At 65.5% G+C, this 17,712-nt stretch carries 13 protein-coding genes, 1 other RNA gene and 3 pseudogenes; 4 read left to right on the top strand and 13 right to left on the bottom strand.

Annotation, left to right across the window (positions count from 1 at the left end; genetic code table 11):
- Window positions 1-1,091, bottom strand: a pseudogene (locus QOC69_RS04095) (adenylate/guanylate cyclase domain-containing protein); the annotation flags it as partial.
- Between the two features lie 145 nt (window positions 1,092-1,236).
- On the opposite strand from QOC69_RS04095, the gene QOC69_RS04090 reads away from it, so the two are divergent.
- Window positions 1,237-1,698, top strand: coding sequence for a Crp/Fnr family transcriptional regulator (locus QOC69_RS04090; RefSeq protein ID WP_526436623.1), 462 nt, complete (start codon window positions 1,237-1,239; stop codon window positions 1,696-1,698).
- 44 nt (window positions 1,699-1,742) lie between these two features.
- Here QOC69_RS04090 and QOC69_RS04085 read toward each other — a convergent pair whose 3' ends face one another.
- On the bottom strand, window positions 1,743-3,071 hold the full coding sequence (locus QOC69_RS04085; protein WP_526436621.1) for an MFS transporter: 1,329 nt from the start codon (window positions 3,069-3,071) through the stop codon (window positions 1,743-1,745).
- 546 nt (window positions 3,072-3,617) lie between these two features.
- Between QOC69_RS04085 and QOC69_RS04080 the strand changes: the two genes are divergently transcribed.
- On the top strand, window positions 3,618-4,697 hold the full coding sequence (locus QOC69_RS04080) for a class I SAM-dependent methyltransferase (protein WP_526436619.1): 1,080 nt from the start codon (window positions 3,618-3,620) through the stop codon (window positions 4,695-4,697).
- Here the strand turns inward: QOC69_RS04080 and QOC69_RS04075 are convergent.
- Window positions 4,626-7,526, bottom strand: coding sequence for an AfsR/SARP family transcriptional regulator (locus QOC69_RS04075; RefSeq protein ID WP_526436617.1), 2,901 nt, complete (start codon window positions 7,524-7,526; stop codon window positions 4,626-4,628). The genes QOC69_RS04080 and QOC69_RS04075 overlap by 72 nt on opposite strands.
- 517 nt (window positions 7,527-8,043) lie before the next feature.
- Here QOC69_RS04075 and QOC69_RS04070 point away from each other — a divergent pair.
- Entirely contained in the window at window positions 8,044-8,532 is a 489-nt protein-coding gene (locus QOC69_RS04070; RefSeq protein ID WP_526436615.1) for a universal stress protein, read from the top strand.
- A 44-nt stretch (window positions 8,533-8,576) separates the two neighbouring features.
- On the opposite strand, the pseudogene QOC69_RS04065 reads toward QOC69_RS04070, so the two are convergent.
- From QOC69_RS04065 to QOC69_RS04050, 4 genes and pseudogenes are all read right to left on the bottom strand, one after another.
- A pseudogene (locus QOC69_RS04065) lies at window positions 8,577-10,170 on the bottom strand (adenylate/guanylate cyclase domain-containing protein).
- A 163-nt stretch (window positions 10,171-10,333) separates the two neighbouring features.
- Window positions 10,334-10,702: a transfer-messenger RNA gene (ssrA, locus tag QOC69_RS04060) on the bottom strand.
- A 79-nt stretch (window positions 10,703-10,781) separates the two neighbouring features.
- Entirely contained in the window at window positions 10,782-11,633 is an 852-nt protein-coding gene (locus QOC69_RS04055; protein WP_526436613.1) for a maleylpyruvate isomerase family mycothiol-dependent enzyme, read from the bottom strand.
- Window positions 11,634-11,665: 32 nt separating this feature from the next.
- A pseudogene (locus QOC69_RS04050) lies at window positions 11,666-11,785 on the bottom strand (DMT family transporter); the annotation flags it as partial.
- Between the two features lie 90 nt (window positions 11,786-11,875).
- On the opposite strand from QOC69_RS04050, the gene QOC69_RS04045 reads away from it, so the two are divergent.
- Window positions 11,876-13,543, top strand: coding sequence for a hypothetical protein (locus QOC69_RS04045; protein ID WP_526436611.1), 1,668 nt, complete (start codon window positions 11,876-11,878; stop codon window positions 13,541-13,543).
- Between the two features lie 95 nt (window positions 13,544-13,638).
- Here QOC69_RS04045 and smpB read toward each other — a convergent pair whose 3' ends face one another.
- The 6 genes from smpB to QOC69_RS04015 all read right to left on the bottom strand — a co-directional run.
- Complete coding sequence (smpB, locus tag QOC69_RS04040; RefSeq protein WP_526436609.1) at window positions 13,639-14,136, bottom strand: SsrA-binding protein SmpB; 498 nt, start codon at window positions 14,134-14,136, stop codon at window positions 13,639-13,641.
- A gap of 2 nt (window positions 14,137-14,138) precedes the next feature.
- The gene (gene ftsX, locus QOC69_RS04035; RefSeq protein ID WP_526436607.1) at window positions 14,139-15,032 is read right to left on the bottom strand and encodes a permease-like cell division protein FtsX; all 894 of its coding nucleotides are present in this window, start codon (window positions 15,030-15,032) and stop codon (window positions 14,139-14,141) included.
- The gene (ftsE, locus tag QOC69_RS04030; protein WP_526436627.1) at window positions 15,033-15,722 is read right to left on the bottom strand and encodes a cell division ATP-binding protein FtsE; all 690 of its coding nucleotides are present in this window, start codon (window positions 15,720-15,722) and stop codon (window positions 15,033-15,035) included.
- A 47-nt stretch (window positions 15,723-15,769) separates the two neighbouring features.
- Window positions 15,770-16,186: an Rv3103c family proline-rich protein gene (locus tag QOC69_RS04025; protein WP_526436625.1), complete on the bottom strand. Its 417-nt coding sequence runs from the start codon at window positions 16,184-16,186 to the stop codon at window positions 15,770-15,772.
- Window positions 16,187-16,242: 56 nt separating this feature from the next.
- Complete coding sequence (locus QOC69_RS04020) at window positions 16,243-17,217, bottom strand: mechanosensitive ion channel family protein (RefSeq protein WP_526436605.1); 975 nt, start codon at window positions 17,215-17,217, stop codon at window positions 16,243-16,245.
- Window positions 17,207-17,712 (bottom strand): peptide chain release factor-like protein (locus QOC69_RS04015; protein ID WP_526436603.1); only part of this gene is annotated, 506 nt, incomplete at its 5' end. The genes QOC69_RS04015 and QOC69_RS04020, both read right to left, overlap by 11 nt.

Here is a 17,712-nt window from a genome sequence, read left to right as displayed (position 1 = left end):
CGACGACCGCAGGCACGACGATCTCGAACAGGGCGTTGAGCCGGGCGACGGTGTCCTCGGCGGTGTTGGCTTCGGCGAACGGGGTGAAGTCGCGGATGTCGACGAACATCACCGTCACCTGGCGGCGCTCACCGGTGAAGACGTCATCACCCTGCTCAAGCAAGCGTGCTGCGAGGGCGGGGTCGACGTAGGTGCCGAACGCCGCCTGAAGTCGTTGCCGCTCAGCCAATCCGGCCTGCATGCGGTTGAACGATGCCGCGAGCGCGCCGAGGTCGTCGTCCTGGACCACCGGCAGGCGTTGGCTGTAGTCGCCGGCCGCGACACGTTCGGTTCCTTCGGCGAGGTCGCGAATGGGTCGTAGGGAGGGCGCGAACACGGCTCCAACGGTGGTCGGCACCGCGAAGAAAACCGTGAACCCACCGGCAATTGCGACAGCAAGCACGGGTACCTCTCTGAGGCGATCGAGAACCCCCGCAAGCATTGCGCCTCCTACGCAAAAAGCGAACATGGCCGCGAGCATCGATACGTTCGTCCACGCGGCGAAAGACGGGCGTGAGCGCGGCAGCGAGTCACCAATTCCAGTCTCACCGGCGATGGCGGCCCTCGCCGGCCGCAACGCTGCCTCCACGAAGCTGTGCACACCGATCAGCGCCACGGCAGTGCCGATGGTAGCCCCCAGAATCCCGTATTGGACGAGCCGCGAGCCGTCCCCCCCGGCGATCGCACCGACGACGACCGCAGCCAGGGCGACCCCCAAGAAGCCGCCCACTACCGCGCGGGCGACCACTCGCCGAGCCCAGGTGTACGTGGCCTCCAGGGCCTTCGCTCGATCGATCGGGCGGCCGCCGGCCCACTGCCTCCACAACGCGACTGCGCCCTGCGCCGGGAAGAACCATCACGTAAACCAGCACCAGCACGGCGACAACCGTGATCGCGGCCGCCTCCAGGTAGCGACTCGACTGTTCAAAAGCGACGATGACAAGCGTCGAGAAGAGGTAGGTCGGCAACAAGACCGGGACGCTGATCGCGTAGAACGCCCACGAGTATCTCGGCCCGTATCGATCCCACGCCCACTGCCAGATGCGGTCCATTCCGCGAGGCTAACGTCCGCCACCACTGACCTGGGCTTTTTGAAGTGAAGCTGCGCCCGTTCGATTTGCCAACACGGATCTACAGACAATGGTCGTTCGTTACGCTCCGCGATGTCAGGGTCACATTGCGGATGGGGAGCCCACTATGAGCGAGCGTGAGCGTATGAAGGAAGCCGCCGCCGCGAAGGAAGCGGAGTATCAAGAAAGCGCCCATCGGCTCCGGGAATTCGTCACGGTCGCGACGTTCTCCGACAACGACCTGCAGCGGATCGTCCGCGCAGCACATCGCACCTCGACCTCCGCGCCGTGGCCGCTGATTCGTGAACAGACTCCTTCGGACGCCTGCTACATCCTGCTTAGCGGGGAGGCGGCGGTGTACGTCGGCCAAGACCGCGTTGCCGTGGTGGGACCGGGGGAGGTGATCGGCGAATCCGCGCTTCGCCGCGGGAAGCTGCGGAATGCGACCGTGACGACGACCGGAAAGGCCGAGGTGCTGCGTGTTGCGCGCGATGATCTCGACCGCTTGCTCAACGAGATACCTGCACTGCGTGGAATCATGGATGCGACTGTCGCCCGGCACATGCCGGGGGGAACTGTCGATCCGTGAGTTAGCACCGAGCGGAACCCGTGAGCGTCGTTGAGGTTGTCCCTCTAGGCACGGCTGTAGACAGCCGCGTCATCGATGTTCGCGCGGGAACGGTCGGGGAGGGCGACTACGCAGGCCACGGTGATGACCGCGGCAAGCACGATGTATGCGGAAATTGAGTACGGTGTGCCGGTCTCGTGCAGCAGCCACGTCGCCAGTAGAGGCGCCGGGCCTCCGGCGAAAACCGACGCCAGCTGGTAGCCGAGACCGGCACCGCCGTAGCGCAGGTGGGTCGGGAAGCTTTCGCCGATCAGCGCGGCCTGGGGCCCGTACTGCATGGCGTGCACTACCAAGGACAAGACGATGGCGATGAAGATCAGCGCGTAACCGCCGTGCGACAAGACGGCAAAGTACGGAAAGGCGAAAATCCCGGTCAAGACGGCTCCGGTGAGGTACACCCGTTTGCGCCCGAACCGGTCGGAAAGGTGCGAGAACAGCGGGATCGTCACGAGTTCCAACGTTGCGCCCACGAGCACCGCGGTGAGCACAAACGTCTTGCTGTAGTGGTGTGTCGCCACGACGTAGGTCAGCACGAAGGTGGTGAACAGGTAGAACGGCATCTGCTCGCTGAATCGCGCCCCCGCCGAGAGCAGGATCTCCCGCCAGTGCTGCCGGATTGCGTCCATCACCGGGGTACTCGCGGTTTTCCCTTGAGCGAGCACCCTGGCGAACATCGGCGTCTCGAGTATCTTCAGCCGGATCACCAGGCCGACCGCCACCAGCACCAAGCTGGCAAGGAACGGCACCCGCCAGCCCCAGGAGTTGAACGCCTCGGGCGACAATGTTGCCGAAAGCAGTGACATACCACCAGTGCCGAGCACCAGCCCGACCGGGACACCGATCTGCGCGGCACTGCCGAGCAGGCCGCGTCTATCTTGATCTCCCCACTCCATCGCAAGCAGCACCGACCCGCTCCACTCGCCGCCGATCGCAATGCCCTGCACCAGCCGCAGTAGCACCAGAATCAGCGGCGCCGCCAACCCGATCGACGCCGTCCCGGGCAGTATGCCGACGACGGCGGAGGCGATGCCCATCACCAGCAGCGTGATGATCAGGGTGGTCTTACGCCCGATCCGGTCGCCGTAGTGCCCGAAGATCGCGGCCCCGACCGGGCGCGCGGCGAACCCGACCGCGTAGGTCGCAAAGGACTGCATCGCACCCGCGTAGTCGCTCGAGGCCGGGAAGAACACGTGCGGGAAAACCAGCGCGGCGGCCGTGTTGTAAAGGAAGAAGTCGTACCACTCGATCGTCGTGCCGATCGCGCTTCCCAGTGCCGCACGCCGTACCTGTATCCGCCGCGATTCCCGGTCCAGCTCCGTATTGTCGGTCGCCATGAATTGATGATGGATCTACTCCGCTCGCCGTGAGACCGGATTGACGCAGTTTTCGCCAATTGCTTCCCGGCGGCGTCAGCAGCTGAGCTGAGTGGCGAGGTCGATGAATCGTGAGCGTTGATGTCGAACTCTTCATCAACCGTTGTGTTGGCGGCGCAGCCGACCCTGAACTCCAGCGGGCGGCGATGAAGGCGGTCTGCAATCCGAGACGCGGCGCAAGCCTTGTCCGTTCGCCTCGAGTAAATCGCGGATAAGTCGCGGGAGTGTTAACGAAAAGAGGCCCAGGTCGGGGATTGTCTCCCGACCTGGGCCTTTTCTGTGGAGCTGCCGGGAATCGAACTCGGCGCGCAAATCGGCTTGACCTGCACAAGCGTCGAGATTCCATACGCGAAATGACGCGCCGCGACGTGCCGATACACCGAAAGGTGTTGATGGCATCAACACACCGATCCCACCGTGCAATATCGGCTGCAATCGCGCCGCAGCGACGCTGCAATGTCGCGAAACGATCCTGTTCCAGTGACAACCCGACAGGAGGACAACCCCATGACCACTTACGACACGGACGCGGACGTGCTTACGACAGAGCAATTCGCCGACAAGATCTTCGACGCCGTGCGCGGTGCGGCGCAGGTGCAGGCGCTGTATCTCGGCGACCGACTCGGCTGGTACCGGGTGCTGGCTGAAGAAGGCCCGCTGACGGCGGCCGAACTGGCGCACCGCACCGGAACCGTCGAACGCTATGCCCGGGAGTGGCTCGAACACCAAACTGTCTCCGGCATCATCACCGCCGACCTGGACCAGGAGCCTGCTCGCTTTGGACTCCCCCTCGACTACGTGGAGGTACTGGTCAATGCGGACAGCACCAGTTACATGGCGCCGATGGCGCGGTTCTTCGCCGCGACCGGGGTGCGGCTGCCTGACCTGGTCGAGGCGTACCGCAACGGTGGCGGCGTGTCGTGGGAGCAGTTTGGCACCGACGCGCGGGAAGCCCAGGGAGCCATCAACCGTCCGATGTTCCTGCATCAGCTCACCTCGGAGGTCCTGCCGCAGATTTCCGACCTACACGGATTGCTGCAGGCCGGTGCCAGGGTGGCGGATGTCGGCTGTGGCGAAGGGTGGTCGGCGATCGGCCTGGCGCTGGGATATCCGGCCTGTGAGATCGACGGCTACGACATCGACCAACCGTCGGTCACCGCAGCGAAGCGCAACGCGGCCGGCCACGGCGTGGCCGAACAGGTGTCATTCACCGTGGCCGACGCCAGCGGGTCGCCGCCTGCCGGCTACGACGCCGTCTTCGCGTTCGAATGCATCCACGATCTGCCCGATCCGGTCGCAGTGCTGTCCACCATGCGACGGATCGCCAAGCCTGGCGCGCCCGTCGTGGTGATGGACGAACGCACCGCCGATGGGTTTGACCCCAACGCAGGTCCGGTCGAGGAGCTGCTCTACGGCTACTCGCTGGTGTGCTGTCTGCCCGACGGTATGTCCCATGGGGACAGCGCCGCCACCGGGACTGTGATGAGGGCGTCGACCCTCGACGGTTATGCGCGGTCAGCTGGATTCGACGGGGCGATACCGCTGGGGATCGAGCATGACTTCTTCCGGTTCTACCGGTTGCAGTGAGTCGAGCAGGCCGCCAATCACGGTGACTGCGGCGCGGCCCGACGCGGCCAAGTCACGGGTGCTGCCGACGAAGCGGTGCTGCGCGAAGTCGGCAGCGCCCAGCCGCGCCGCAAGCGCAGACTCGGCCGCCGAGAGCCGCTCGAGTTCTTGGCCGTAGGTCGGGGTCTGATCGAACCGGGTAACTGCACCGAGGAGCTGTGCTGCCCCGGCGTCGGCCCCTACCTCGGTCAGCGTGGGCACCAGATTGCGCATCGTGGTCAACAGATGCGACCACGATCCCACGTCCAACCATCGCTGGATGACCTCGGCATACCGTGGAAGCGAAGCGCGCGGTGGCGCCGTCCGCGACTCCAACGTGATCGCAGACACTCGGGCAACACCGCCGACGTAGTGACTGCCCGCCGCGTCCGCAAGCGCGATGGCCCTGGTGAACGCGACCAGCGCGGTTTCCGGGTCGTCGTCCAACAGCACCTCGCCGTGCACGTAGGCCAGCCAGCTCTGCTGGGTGGGGCTCAACGCCGCCATGTCGAGCCGCCCTTCGAACTCGTCGAAACGTGTTCGTGCGGCTTCCTGATGGCCCCCGTAGGCCAACGACATGGCCGCCCCGACGTGGCCGATCAGCTCGTAGTAGGTCTCGCCAGCACGTCGGCCCACAGTCGCCAGCTCCGACCACCACTTGTGTGCATCCTCGAGATCACCCAGGAACAGACAGGAATCACCGAGTGCCTCCAATGCGCGGCAACGCGTCTGGTCGTCGGTGGCATCAGCGAGCGCGCTTCGCGCCCGCTGCTGGGCTGGGTCGAGTTGCTCGGCAATGACGTACCGGTACGCAATCGAGGAATCGACTGCAGCGCGCAGTTCGGGCCGGTCCTGCACGAGGGGAACCAGCTTTGCGGCCCAACCGAGCAGTTCGGTTTGCAGTCGCGACACCCCAAATCGGTGCAGCGACATTGACATCCACACCGCAGCTTCAACGTCGACGCGACGGGCACGGCTGTGCGCAAGGCGAAGCTCGTCGATGAGTTCGACGAGCCGCTGATGGGCGGCGGCCTCATCAGGTGTCTCCAACGCCGCCGCCGCCCGCGCTGCAGCGGCGTTGAAGTATTCGAGGTGCCTGCGCTCGGTGGCCGTCGATGCCGGACCGACAACTGAACGCACCGTCTGCAGCATCCTGTAGTACGTTCTGCCGGAGCGCATCTCAATACTGAGTAATGAACGTCGGGCAAGATCGTCGATTACCTCGGGTGAAACCTGCAGCACTGCCTGCGCATCGCTCAACCCGACGGCACCGGCGAAGACGGTCCACTGTGCCAACGCTTCCTTGGCGCTGTCAGGTAGCAGGCGTTCCGACCATTCGATCGCTGCCCGCAGTGTCCGATGGCGCGGCTCGCCGCCCCGGCGGGACAGGCGCGCCAATGGTCGCTCCGTACCTACCGATGCCTCGATCTGCTCGCCGAGATCGGCGAGTCCCAAGGTCGCGACTTGTGCGGCGGCCAGCTCGATCGCCAGTGGAAGTCCGTCGAGCCGGCGCACGATCGCCGTGATCGTGTCCTGGTCGGCCCCGGTCACCGCTCCCGGCCGGGATGCGTCTGCTCGCCGGCAGAAGAATTGCTGGGCCGGCGAATCGGGCCGGGAGCAGTCCAGCGGCTTCAACGGCCAGGCGTATTCAGCAGGCATTCCGATGAGTTCTCGGCTGGTGGCAACGACGCGCAACGTTGACGAACCGGGGCCAAGGACGGCGTCAAGCACCTCGCACACGGCGTCCAGTACATGTTCGCAATTATCCAGCAGAACAACGAGATCCATAAAGCGCGCGCGCCGCAGCAGGGCGACGGCCGCGCCGCCGTCACTGGTCAAACCGAGTGCTGTTACCACAGCGTCCGGCACCGCGGAGGCATCGGTGACGGCGGCAAGTTCGACGACGCGAACCCCGCCGCCATGGGCCGAAGCGCGGCGCCGAGTGACCTCGCGGGCCAGAGCGGTCTTGCCGACGCCGCCGGGACCTACGATCGTGACTAGGGGCTGGCGGTCAACGATCTCGGCCAACGCGGCAAGGTCCTGGTCACGACCCAGTAGGTCCTCGCCGGGCAGCGTGCGGGTTGGCGAGTCCGGCATCGGGGTGGGTGCATCGAAGGTGTCACGCTGAGCATTCCGCAATCGTTCGGACGGTTCGAGCCCAACGGCCGACAGCGCTTCGTAGGCCCGGCGATAGGCCTGCAGCGCGTCGGAGGTGCGGCCAGCGGCACTTAGTGCGCGGATGAGCACTTCCCATGCCCCCTCGGCGAGCGGAAGCTCGGCGAGCAACGCCTCGGACTCCGCGATGGCGGCGGCGAACTCAGCGGATCGTAGTAGCGCGTTCGCGAGCTGCTCGCGTGCGCCGACCTTGAGTTGCTCCAATGCCCGAGCCTGGGCACAAACGGCACCAAGGTCGGCACACTCGCCGAAGGCCGAGCCGCGCCACATCTCGACGGCGGATCGTAGCGTGTCGGCGGCGGCCCCCGGCGCGAGCAACTTGGCCGAGGCCAGCCGTCGTTCAAACTCAGTGGAGTCGAGACGAATATCTTTGGTGCGCAAGCACAATCCGCCACCGCTGGCCACGATGCACGCGCCCACAACGGCCCGGAGTCGGGAAACGTAACTACGCAGCGTCCGATCGGCACTTGGCGGCGGATTGGTGGCCCACAGCGCGTCGATCAGGGTGTCCGCGCGGACGTGTTGGTCGGGATGAGCCGCCAGCACCGCCAGCACAACGCGCTGTTTGGGGCTCGTTGGGGTGACGTCCCTGCCGTCAACACAAATTTCGATGGGTCCGAGGACCCGCACGTCCATGCGCAAACAATAGGCGCACCTGAATGGGGGCAGGGTACGGAAAAGGCGAGATCAGAATTGATTTCGCCGTCGGACCCCTGGAACGCGGCAGCGGCTAGTACAGATCGTCGGCCTACCGTGACCGCCGATAAGACACCCTCTTGTTTGACGGGAAGGTTGATGAAAACGAGGCCCAGGCCGGGAATCGCTTCCCTGACCTGGGCCTTTCGGTGGAGCTGCCGGGAATCGAACCCGCTGCAGAAAGGCCGCTGACCTGAAGAAACGCTGAATCTGGCGTCGCGAAACGACGGGAAACAACGCGAAGCGACGTGCGGATACACCGAAAGGTGTTGATGACATCAACGATGCGCGACGCGGCACCTACCGGCTGGAGGGGTGACTCACGGACAGCGCGACCTCGGATTTCACCCGGCTCCCTTAGCGCCGCGCGTGCGCACCGGTGTCGCAAATCCGATCATTAGTCACCCAGCAAGCGTTAACGTCGTGTTGTCGTCGCAATCGACTGCTGGGAGGCGACATGAGCGGCTATCGGACGGTGGTTGTCGGGACCGACGGCTCGGCATCGTCATTGCGTGCGGTCGACCGCGCAGCCGCGGTCGCAGCGCAAGACAATGCGAAGCTGATCGTCGCGAGCGCGCATTTCCCCGAGGTCGAAAAGGGGGGCTGGTCAAGACCACCATCGCACGATCATGTGGCTGATCCCCGCGCCGCCGACACCCTCAGGAGCGAGGGCTACAAATTGCACGGGAGTGCCCCCACATATGCGATCCTCCGGGAGGCCCGCGACCGGGCGCAGGCCGTCGGCGCCCGCGACATCGAGGAGCGGGCGATCGTTGGCGCGGCGGTCGACGCACTGATCAAGCTGGCCGACGAGATCAAGGCAGACCTACTCGTCGTCGGCGACGTGGGACTGGACACGGTGGCCGGACGGCTACTGGGCTCGGTGCCCGCGAACGTTGCCCGCAGAGCCAGAGTTGACATCCTCATCGTCCACACCGCCGGATAGGTCCAGCCGACGGGCGGTTTCTTAGCCGCGGCAGTCCTTATCGCCTACGTGCGCCCTCCGAGCACGCTGGCCTCCGTAGCTGTCCGGCGGCGACCGGCGGGCGGGGCGAGGCGGGCCATCCCGCGCAGGATCCACGGCGTCCGCCTCGCCATCACTTCCACGGCGCGATCTGACCGGCGCATCGCGGTCCGAGCGCCGGGGGTCGGTCTTGACGCGAGTTTCGCCTCAACCGATCCCGCCCGCGCACCGTGGCGCTCGACCGCTAAGAGTTGCCAGGGCCCGGCACACCACGCAGCTCGACACTGCCGCGATCCTCGAAGCTCGTGCCAGAGCCGACTACCAGGTCACGCACGGTGCGGGAGACCAGGATTTCGCCAGCGCCGGCGTGGCCGACAATCCGCGCCGCGATGTGTACGGCGATTCCTCCGATGTCCTTGTCCAGCAGTTCGCACTCACCGGTGTGGATGCCGGCGCGGATCTCGATTCCCAGTGTCTCGGCGTCCGCACGCAAGGCCTCGGCGCAGCGGATGGCCTGCGTCGGACCGCCGAACGTGGCGAGGTGACCGTCGCCAGTGCTCTTCACCACCGTGCCACCGAATCGTTCCGCAAGTTCGGCGGTGATCTCACCAAACCGCTGAAGCACTGCCCGCCACCGCTCGTCGCCCGTCGCCGCCGCGCGTTGCGTCGACGCGACGATGTCGGTGAACAACACGGTCCGCAGGGCGCGATGTGACTGCGCCGGTGCCGCATGGCTACCGGTGAGGAACTCCTCGATCCCGGTCAAGATCCGGTCGGGCTCGGTGAACCAGGGCGCATGGTCCACGCCGTCCACCTCGAGGTACCGCGCGCCGGGGATGTGGTCGGCGAGGTACCGGCCACATTGCACCGGCATGGGGTCTCCGCGGGCATGGGTGACGAGGGTTGGCACGGCGATCGTCGCCAGGATCGACCGGATGTCGATGCTGAACACCGATTCTGCCGTCGCCCGCACCATTCCCGGGCTTGCGCTCATGCGCTCGAACATTGCGAGTTGGCGCATCGACCTGACTGACGGGAACATACTCCTTGCTGACTCACCGGTGCCCCACCCAGAGCGGAGAGCGCGTCCCACTTCTTGGAGGCGGGCGAGCTGCTCGGTCGACGGCAGGTAGGCCGCACCTACCTCGAAATCCTCACCGGCCTCAGCTAAGAGGCGTTGCCGCAGCTCGGCCGGGTCGCGATCGACGTCGTCCCACCCGACTGCCATGAACGGGTAGGTGCCGTAGAGGATCAACGCGCGCGTTCGCTCCGGTCGTCCTGCCGCGAACACGATGGAGGCCGTGCCGCCCTCGCTCATACCGAAGACGACGGGCTTTTCGAAGCGGCGGCGTCCATGACGGCCTCGATCTCGGCGGCTCGATCATCCAGCGTGCGAACTTTCGGGACTGGGTCCGACAGCCCGACCCCGGCCTTGTCGAACAGTGCGACGCGACAGAACGTGGCGAGCTGCTCGAAGAACGCCTTGAATTCGGGCATGGTCCAGAACAGCTCGACGTGGCTGACGAATGGCCCGACGAAGACCAGCTCGACCGGCCCGTCGCCGAATACCTGATACGCCAGACTGAGGTCGCCGCAGGATGCGTACGACGTTTCCGCCATGGCATCGAGCGTAATTGTCGCTGGCGCCAACACTCCGCCTTTGGCGCAATTGCACGGGATAGTGCACCCACCACGCGTGCCGATCTGCGATCGCACTTGTTGATGGGATGTTGATGAGAAAAGAAGACAGGCCAGGGCTTGTGGCCCTGACCTGCTCCTTCTTCGGTGGAGCTGCCGGGAATCGAACCCGGGTCCTACGGCATTCCCTCGAGGCTTCTCCGTGCGCAGTCCGCTATGCCTCTACTTGGATCTCTCGGTCTCGCGAACAAGCCGTGATGACGATCCCAGTCGCTGTTTGATGTCCCACTAGATCCCGCGACCGGATTTAGCGGTTTGTCCCTCTAGCTGATGCCAGGGTCCGGGCCGAGGGCGCTCCCGGTCTGACAGACACACCGTCGCTTAGGCAGCGAGGGCGTAGTCGCGCTGATTGGAATCGGCGCTTAATTGGTTGCAACGACGCTTACGGTGGTCTCTTGCCTGCACCGGCACGCTTCCCTCGATTCGATGCGCGAAGTCGAAACCGTTCAGCCCCTCGCATCCCCACCGAACTTCGGCGGGACAGTCCATCATACCCGGCAGCACGACATCGACCAGCGATTAAATAGTCCCGGTCAGATCACGTATGCCAGGTGGTCGACGATCCGACGGCCCACCTCGGCGTCGCCCTCGACCTCGATTTCAGTCGAGCGGTCGGTGCCCATCGGCCGTCCACCGCACCGCCGGGTGAACTGCAGACCGTCGAGCCGGATGACCGTCGTCGGTTCGGCACCACCGAAGTCGTCGACCACGGCCGCCCGGCCGTCGACCGCCACCCTGATGGTCCGCGCCATCGGGCCGGTCAGCTCGAAGGCCACCCGCGCGCCGTCCGGCGCTTTGCCGAGCTTGCCGACGACGAAGCCCATGCTGGCCGCCATCTCGTCGAGCGCCAGGCGTGCCGTGGGGCCGTCGAGGTCGGCGTCCGACGGTGGGCGCGACAACGCGCTGCGGATGTCCTGCTCGTGCATCCAGCAGTCGAACGTCCGGATGCGCATGAACCGGCCATAGGTGTCCTGCCCGGCGGGAGTCATGGTGACCGCGTTCCAGTCAGCGTCGGTCATGTTGGTGAGCATCTCCTTGCGTTGGGCGGTCACGTCGCGGAACCGCGTCAGCACGTCGTCTCCGGTCTCGCCGCGCAGGTGCTGCACCCAGCACTCGTTCAGCTCGCCGATGCCGTTGCGGACGTGGCTGAGCGTCGAGACGTCGACGTCCAATCCCGGGGTGGCGACCCCGAACAGCATCGACTCGGTGCCGATGACGTGGGCGACGACGTCGTGGACGCACCAGCCCGGCAGCGGCGTCGGCGACTGCCAGCGCGCGTCGGGTAGACCTGTCATCAGCAGGTCGATGGCGTCCCACACCGCGAAGAGTCCGTCGAGAACCTCCGACTTGTCGAGGTGGGTGGAGGGGCGTGTGGGGCTGTTCACCAATCGACGGTATCGCCCGGACCGGCTGCCCGTCAGCCGGTCGCGATCATCCCGACGGCCAGCACGGCCAGCACCATGCCGAGGGCCTGCCAGCGGGTCACCCGCTCCTTGAGCACCACCATCGCCAGCGCCACCGTCGCCGCCGGGTTGAGGCATGGTTAGCGGTTCTGTTGTCGGGGTTGGTTGTCGGTGGTGTGTGTGATGGTGTGGTGGTGGGTTCGGTTCGCCGTCGGTGGCGTGGGGTGAAGCCGGTCGCTGTCCCGGCTGGGGTGGCGATCAGCACCCGGGTGCGTACCACTGCTGAGGACGATCGGGTGCTTGGCCTGGTCGCTGGGCATCTGGGCTGGTTGCGACGTTGCGACCTCGCTGCGGTGTCACCCTCCCAACAGGTCGATCTGGGATTGGATGTCGAGGGTCGCCGGCAGGCGCGTCGAACCCGTTTGAATGCCCGTAAGAGAGAGTTGACGGGGCAGTCGTCGGCGCGGTGGGCCAGCGCGATCATCGCCGGTAACGATGATCAGGTCAGATTGGCGCGTGATGCGCAGTATCGCCACGTTGTGGGTCTGCGTGCGGCGATCGCCACCATCGAGGCGCGTCTGGCCGCCCCGACCGATGACACCCTGACTGTCGCCGAGCGTAAGAGCCGCCGACAGACGAAGGCGGCCAAGGGGTACGCCACTCAGTCCGAACGCTTCCAGAAGCAGCGGCGGGTGCAACATCTGCGAGGCGAACTTGCCCGGACCGAACAGGACCGGGCGGCCGGCCGGGTCCATGTCGTCGAGGGCGGCAAACGGCTCGCGCACACGCGCCAGCACCTGGCCGCTGCCGGCCTGACCGAACCGCAGTGGCGCCAACAGTGGGCCGCGGCCCGGTGGCGCATCAGAGCCAACGGTTCGCCCGATGAACCGTTCGGGAACCTCACGATCACCGTCACCCCGGCGGGTGCGATCAGTGTGCGGCTGCCGAAGCCGCTGGAGCACCTGGCCAATGCCCCACGCGGCCGCTATGTCCTCTCCGGTGCGGCGGTGTTTGGCCACCGCGCCGATGAATGGGCTACCCGGATTACCGGCGGAAACTCGTTGTCCTACACCATCACCCGCCGACCAAACCGGGGCGGTGTGTATCTGACCGCGTCATGGGCGGTCCCCTCGGTGCCGTACTGGGCGGGCCGCGACGACTGCGCTGCCGGTGACGACGTGTCCGCGGCGGGCCCGGTGGTGGGTGTGGATCTCAACGACGGGCACATCGCGCTCCGGCGCCTGGACTCGCACGGAAACCCCGTCGGGGCCGCGGACCGTATCGATATCGACCTGTCCGGGTCCTCGGCACGGCGCGACGCCCACGTCCGCCACGCCATTACCCGTCTACTGCACTACAGCCGCCAGCATGGCATTACCGTCATCGCGGTCGAGGACTTGAACTTCGCCGACGCCCGCACGACCGGACGCGAGACCATGGGCCGGGGACAGCGCGGGAAACGTTTCCGCCGTACCGTGTCCGGGATCCCCACCGCGGTATTCCGCAACAGGCTGGCCGGCATGGCCGCCCGTGCCGGCATCGAGCTGTTGGCGGTCAATCCCGCCTACAGCAGCATCTGGGGCGGCCAGCACTGGCAACACCCCTATGTGAACGTCACCCGACACCAGGCAGCCGCCACGGTGATCGGGCGTCGCGCTCAAGGCCTCTCGGCCCGGCGACGGAAAGGTGTGACACCGCAGCGACCAGAGGATCACGCGGTGAGAGCTACCAACCAGACCGTGCCGACCAGCCCGCCAGCGACCACCGGTAGCCGCCACGAACCCGGGACACGAGGAATCACATCTCGCCGCCCCCACTCCACACGAACGCGACCACCGGGCCGGGCAACCGCTACCCCGGCAACGGCCAACAACGGCCAACAACATTTGTAACGGTACAACGACATCAACACTCCGCGATGCCATGCCACCGACGAAGTCGCTGATGCCGTACCCGATCGCCGACATCAGCGCGAAGACGACCCCGATCAGGTCATGCCCTTGGACCGCCGCCCCAGTTCCCGGGTGACCTCTCGGTTGGCGTCACGCTTGGCCATGTCCTGCCGCTTGTCGTGCGTCTGCTTGCCTCGCGCCAGCGCGAGCTCCACCTTGACCTTGCCGTCGGTGAAGTACAGCGACAACGGCACCAACGTCAGATTTCCGTCGCGGATCTTGCCCACCAGGTTGTCGATCTGGCTGCGGTGCAGCAGCAATTTGCGGTTGCGCCGCGGCGCGTGGTTGGTCCAGCTGCCTGCGTGATACTCCGGGATGTGCAGGTTGCGCAGCCAGATCTCACCGTCGTCGAGGGTGGCGAACGCGTCGGCCAGCGACGCCTGGCCTTCACGCAGGCTCTTGACCTCGGTGCCCATCAACGCGACGCCGGCCTCAAAGGTCTCGAGGATCGAATAGTTGTGCCGCGCCTTGCGATTGGTCGCGACCACCTGGTTGTTGCGCCGAGTGGCCTCGTCCACCTTCTTCTTCGCCATGGCTACCGCCGCACGTAAAGGCGCAAGGTGACGTACCCGGTGACACCGGCCATCGCCACGCCGACGAACAACAGGATGGGCGCAATGTAGAGGATGTCGGCGTAGTCGATCCGGGCTATCAAGTTCGCTTGATAGAACTGGTTGAGCGCCTTCCCCAGGAACAATGCCCGCACCGTGATCAGCCCGAGGATCGCGATCACGACGCCGAGGAACGCGGCCAGCATTGCCTCGACGAGGAACGGCAGCTGCGTGTACCAGCGGCTGGCGCCGACCAATCGCATGATGCCCACCTCCGTTCGGCGGGTATAGGCCGCGACTTGAACCATGTTGGCTATCAACAGGATCGCACCGACCGCCTGCACCAGGGCGACCGCGAACGCCGCGTTGCTCAACCCGTCGAGCACCGCGAACAACCGATCTATCAAGTCCTTCTGGTTGAGCACGTTGAGCACGCCCGGCTGGCCGACCAACGAGTTGTCGAACTCCTTGTGCTGCTCGGGATTGTCGAGCTTGACGATGAACAAGGCCGGAAACGCGTCCTTGCCAGCGACGTCCTTGTACTGCGGGAACTTCTTGATCGCGTCCTCGTAGGCTTGGTCGCGGTTGAGGAAGCGAACGGACTTCACGTCGCCGCGATCCTCGATCTGCTTACGCAGCGCCTTGCACGGGTCGGCGTCACACGTCGGATCATTGGCCGAGACGTCGTTGGTCAGGAAGACCTGGCTCTCCACCCGGTCCAGGTAGATGTTGCGGGAGCTGTCGGCGAGCCGGACGACCAGCAGGCCGCCGCCGAACAGGCCGATCGAGATGGCGGTCGTCAAGATCATGGCGACCGTCATCGTGACGTTGCGACGAAGCCCTGTGAGGACCTCGTTGATCAGAAAGCCGAAGCGCACTTAGCGGTCCATTCCGTAGACACCGCTCTGCTCGTCGCGGATCAGGCGACCGAGCTCGAGTTCGATGACGCGCTGGCGCATCGAATCGACGATGTGGTGATCGTGGGTGGCCATCAGCACCGTCGTTCCGGTGCGGTTGATCCGCTCGAGCAGATCCATGATGTCCTTGCTGGTTTCCGGATCCAGGTTTCCGGTGGGTTCGTCGGCCAACAGCACCAGCGGGCGGTTGACGAAGGCCCGGGCGATGGCGACGCGCTGCTGCTCGCCACCGGACAATTCGTGCGGCAGGCGGTTGGCCTTGCCGGACAGGCCGACCATCTCCAGCACGTCGGGCACCACGCGGTTGATCACGTCGGAACGCTTGCCGATCACCTCGAGGGCGAACGCAATGTTCTCGAACACGGTCTTCTGCTGCAGCAGCCGGAAGTCCTGGAACACGCAGCCGAGCACCTGCCGCAGGCTGGGGATGTGGCGGCTGGACAGCTTGTTGACGTGAAACTTGGACACCTGGATGTCGCCGTTGCTTGGCGTCTCCTCGGCGAGCAGCAGCCGCATGAAGGTCGACTTACCCGATCCGGACGGACCGATCAGGAAGACGAACTCACCCTTGTCGATATTGAGCGAGACGTTGTCCAGGGCTGGCCGTGCCGAGGATTTGTACTGCTTGCTCACGTGGTCGAGGCTGATCATCACGGCTCGCCAGTGTAGCGGTGCCCGCCGATGAGACCCTGCTACCTCTATGGCGCGGGCGTCGGGGGCACCGGCCCGGGTCCGGGTAGCGACGGAAGAACGACCGGAGGAATCGTGATCGGTGGAATCGGACCGGCACCGTCCGGATCGATCGTCACCGGCACGGGCGTGGTGGGCGCCGTCGAGCTCGTCGGACTGGTCGGTGACGTGGACGTGGTGTCGGTCGGGCTGGGTTCCGTGGTGGTCGGCGTCGTCGTCGTGGTGGTGGTGGTCCTCGGTCGCTGCTGCACGTTGGTGCGGGGCACCCAGGTGTACTCAGGGTCGGGCACGAACCCTGGCGGCACCACCGCCGTCTCGGGCGCCGTGGGAGCGGGCGGCGGAGGCTGGTAGGTGTTGTGCACCCAGGCGATCGCAAAGAACGCAACGATGAGCCCCACGGTGGACGTGCGGATTCGCCCATTTATGAGGTATGCCGGCCACCCGTGATCGTCGCGTCTCCGGGTGAGCCAGCTCCAGAAGTTCACCGGCCGTCCTCCGGGTCCCGCGGCGGCTCTTGACCGCTGACGATCGCCGGACTCGGAATGGTGTTCACCATCGGCTTGCTGTTGGTAGAGGTGACGATCCCCGCGCGCGCCAGCGAACCGATCACCAGCACGCGGAGCCTGCGGCCGACCTCGAACTGCTTGCCAGGCAGCGTTCGCGCGACCATGCGCAGGTTCACGGTGTCGAGTTCGATGCTCTCCACGCCCATCACCTGTGGCGCATCCAACAGCAGCTTCCTCAGGCTCTCGTCTTTCATCGCGGTTTCGCTGACGCCGTGCAGCAGATCGTTGACCCGGGTGAGATCGGCGCTGGTCGGGACTGGGATGTCGATGACGGCACGAGCCCAGTCCTTGGACAGGTTCATCGTCTTGACGATCTGACCGTTGGGAACGGTGAACACTTCCCCTTCGGTGGACCGCAGCTTGGTCACGCGCAGGGTGACGTCTTCCACCGTGCCCTCCGCCGGGTCGGAGATGCCGGCGACGGTCAGCGCAACCAGGTCACCGAAGCCGTACTGCTTCTCGGTGATGATGAAAAAGCCCGCCAGCAAGTCCTGGACGATGCGCTGCGCCCCGAAGCCCAGCGCGGCGCCCAACACGGCCGCGGGGGCAACGAGCGATCCGACGGGAATGGCCAGCACGTCGGTGATCTCGACGGCCACCACTACGAACAGGATCGCGATCGACACCCAGGAGATGACCGACGCAACCGCCTGACGGTGCTTGGCGGTCTCGGTGCGCACCAGCTGGTCACTGTCCCGGAAGTCGGCATCGATGCGACTGGTGATCTTTTGCGCGGACCAGCTGATGAAGCGGGCGGCCAGCAGAGAGAAGACGATGATCAGGGCGATCCTCAGCCCTCGGGTAAGGATCCACTCGCCGATACCGCCCCGCCAGAAGTCATGCCAGCGTTGCGCTACCGAAAAAGCTAGGTACGTAGTGTTAGTCGTCATCTTTCCTATTGCGCCAACGGATTCCGGCTTCGAGGAATCCGTCGATGTCTCCGTCGAGTACCGCGGCCGGATTTCCGACCTCGTATTCGGTGCGTAGGTCTTTGACCATTTGGTACGGCTGCAGCACGTAGGAACGCATCTGGTTCCCCCACGAGCTGCCGCCATCGCCCTTGAGCGCGTCCATTTCGGCGCGTTCTTCTAAGCGTTTACGTTCCAATAACTTTGCCTGCAATACGCGCATTGCCGCAACCTTGTTCTGCAATTGCGACTTCTCGTTCTGGCAAGTCACGACGATACCGGTGGGGATGTGCGTGAGGCGAACGGCCGAGTCGGTGGTGTTCACGGACTGGCCACCGGGACCGCTCGACCGGTAGACGTCGACGCGCAGGTCGCCCTCGGGAATCTCGATGTGGTCGGTGGTCTCGACCACGGGCAGCACCTCGACGTCGGCGAACGACGTCTGGCGCCTGCTCTGGTTGTCGAACGGGCTGATCC

The organism is Mycobacterium sp., assembly GCF_032162105.1.
In the GTDB taxonomy this organism is placed as follows: Bacteria; Actinomycetota; Actinomycetes; order Mycobacteriales; family Mycobacteriaceae; genus Mycobacterium.
Note: the sequence above shows the minus strand (reverse complement) of the source record. Positions and strands in the feature narration are given on the sequence as shown.

What these genes read in the sequence shown, in the direction of transcription:
- QOC69_RS04075 (WP_526436617.1), bottom strand. Translation starts at nt 7,526, where the DNA reads ATGGACGTGCGGGTCCTCGGACCCATCGAAATTTGTGTTGACGGCAGG.
- ftsE (WP_526436627.1), bottom strand. Translation starts at nt 15,722, where the DNA reads ATGATCAGCCTCGACCACGTGAGCAAGCAGTACAAATCCTCGGCACGG.
- QOC69_RS04090 (WP_526436623.1), top strand. Translation starts at nt 1,237, where the DNA reads ATGAGCGAGCGTGAGCGTATGAAGGAAGCCGCCGCCGCGAAGGAAGCG.
- QOC69_RS04070 (WP_526436615.1), top strand. Translation starts at nt 8,044, where the DNA reads ATGAGCGGCTATCGGACGGTGGTTGTCGGGACCGACGGCTCGGCATCG.
- QOC69_RS04020 (WP_526436605.1), bottom strand. Translation starts at nt 17,217, where the DNA reads ATGACGACTAACACTACGTACCTAGCTTTTTCGGTAGCGCAACGCTGG.
- QOC69_RS04085 (WP_526436621.1), bottom strand. Translation starts at nt 3,071, where the DNA reads ATGGCGACCGACAATACGGAGCTGGACCGGGAATCGCGGCGGATACAG.
- smpB (WP_526436609.1), bottom strand. Translation starts at nt 14,136, where the DNA reads ATGGCGAAGAAGAAGGTGGACGAGGCCACTCGGCGCAACAACCAGGTG.
- QOC69_RS04080 (WP_526436619.1), top strand. Translation starts at nt 3,618, where the DNA reads ATGACCACTTACGACACGGACGCGGACGTGCTTACGACAGAGCAATTC.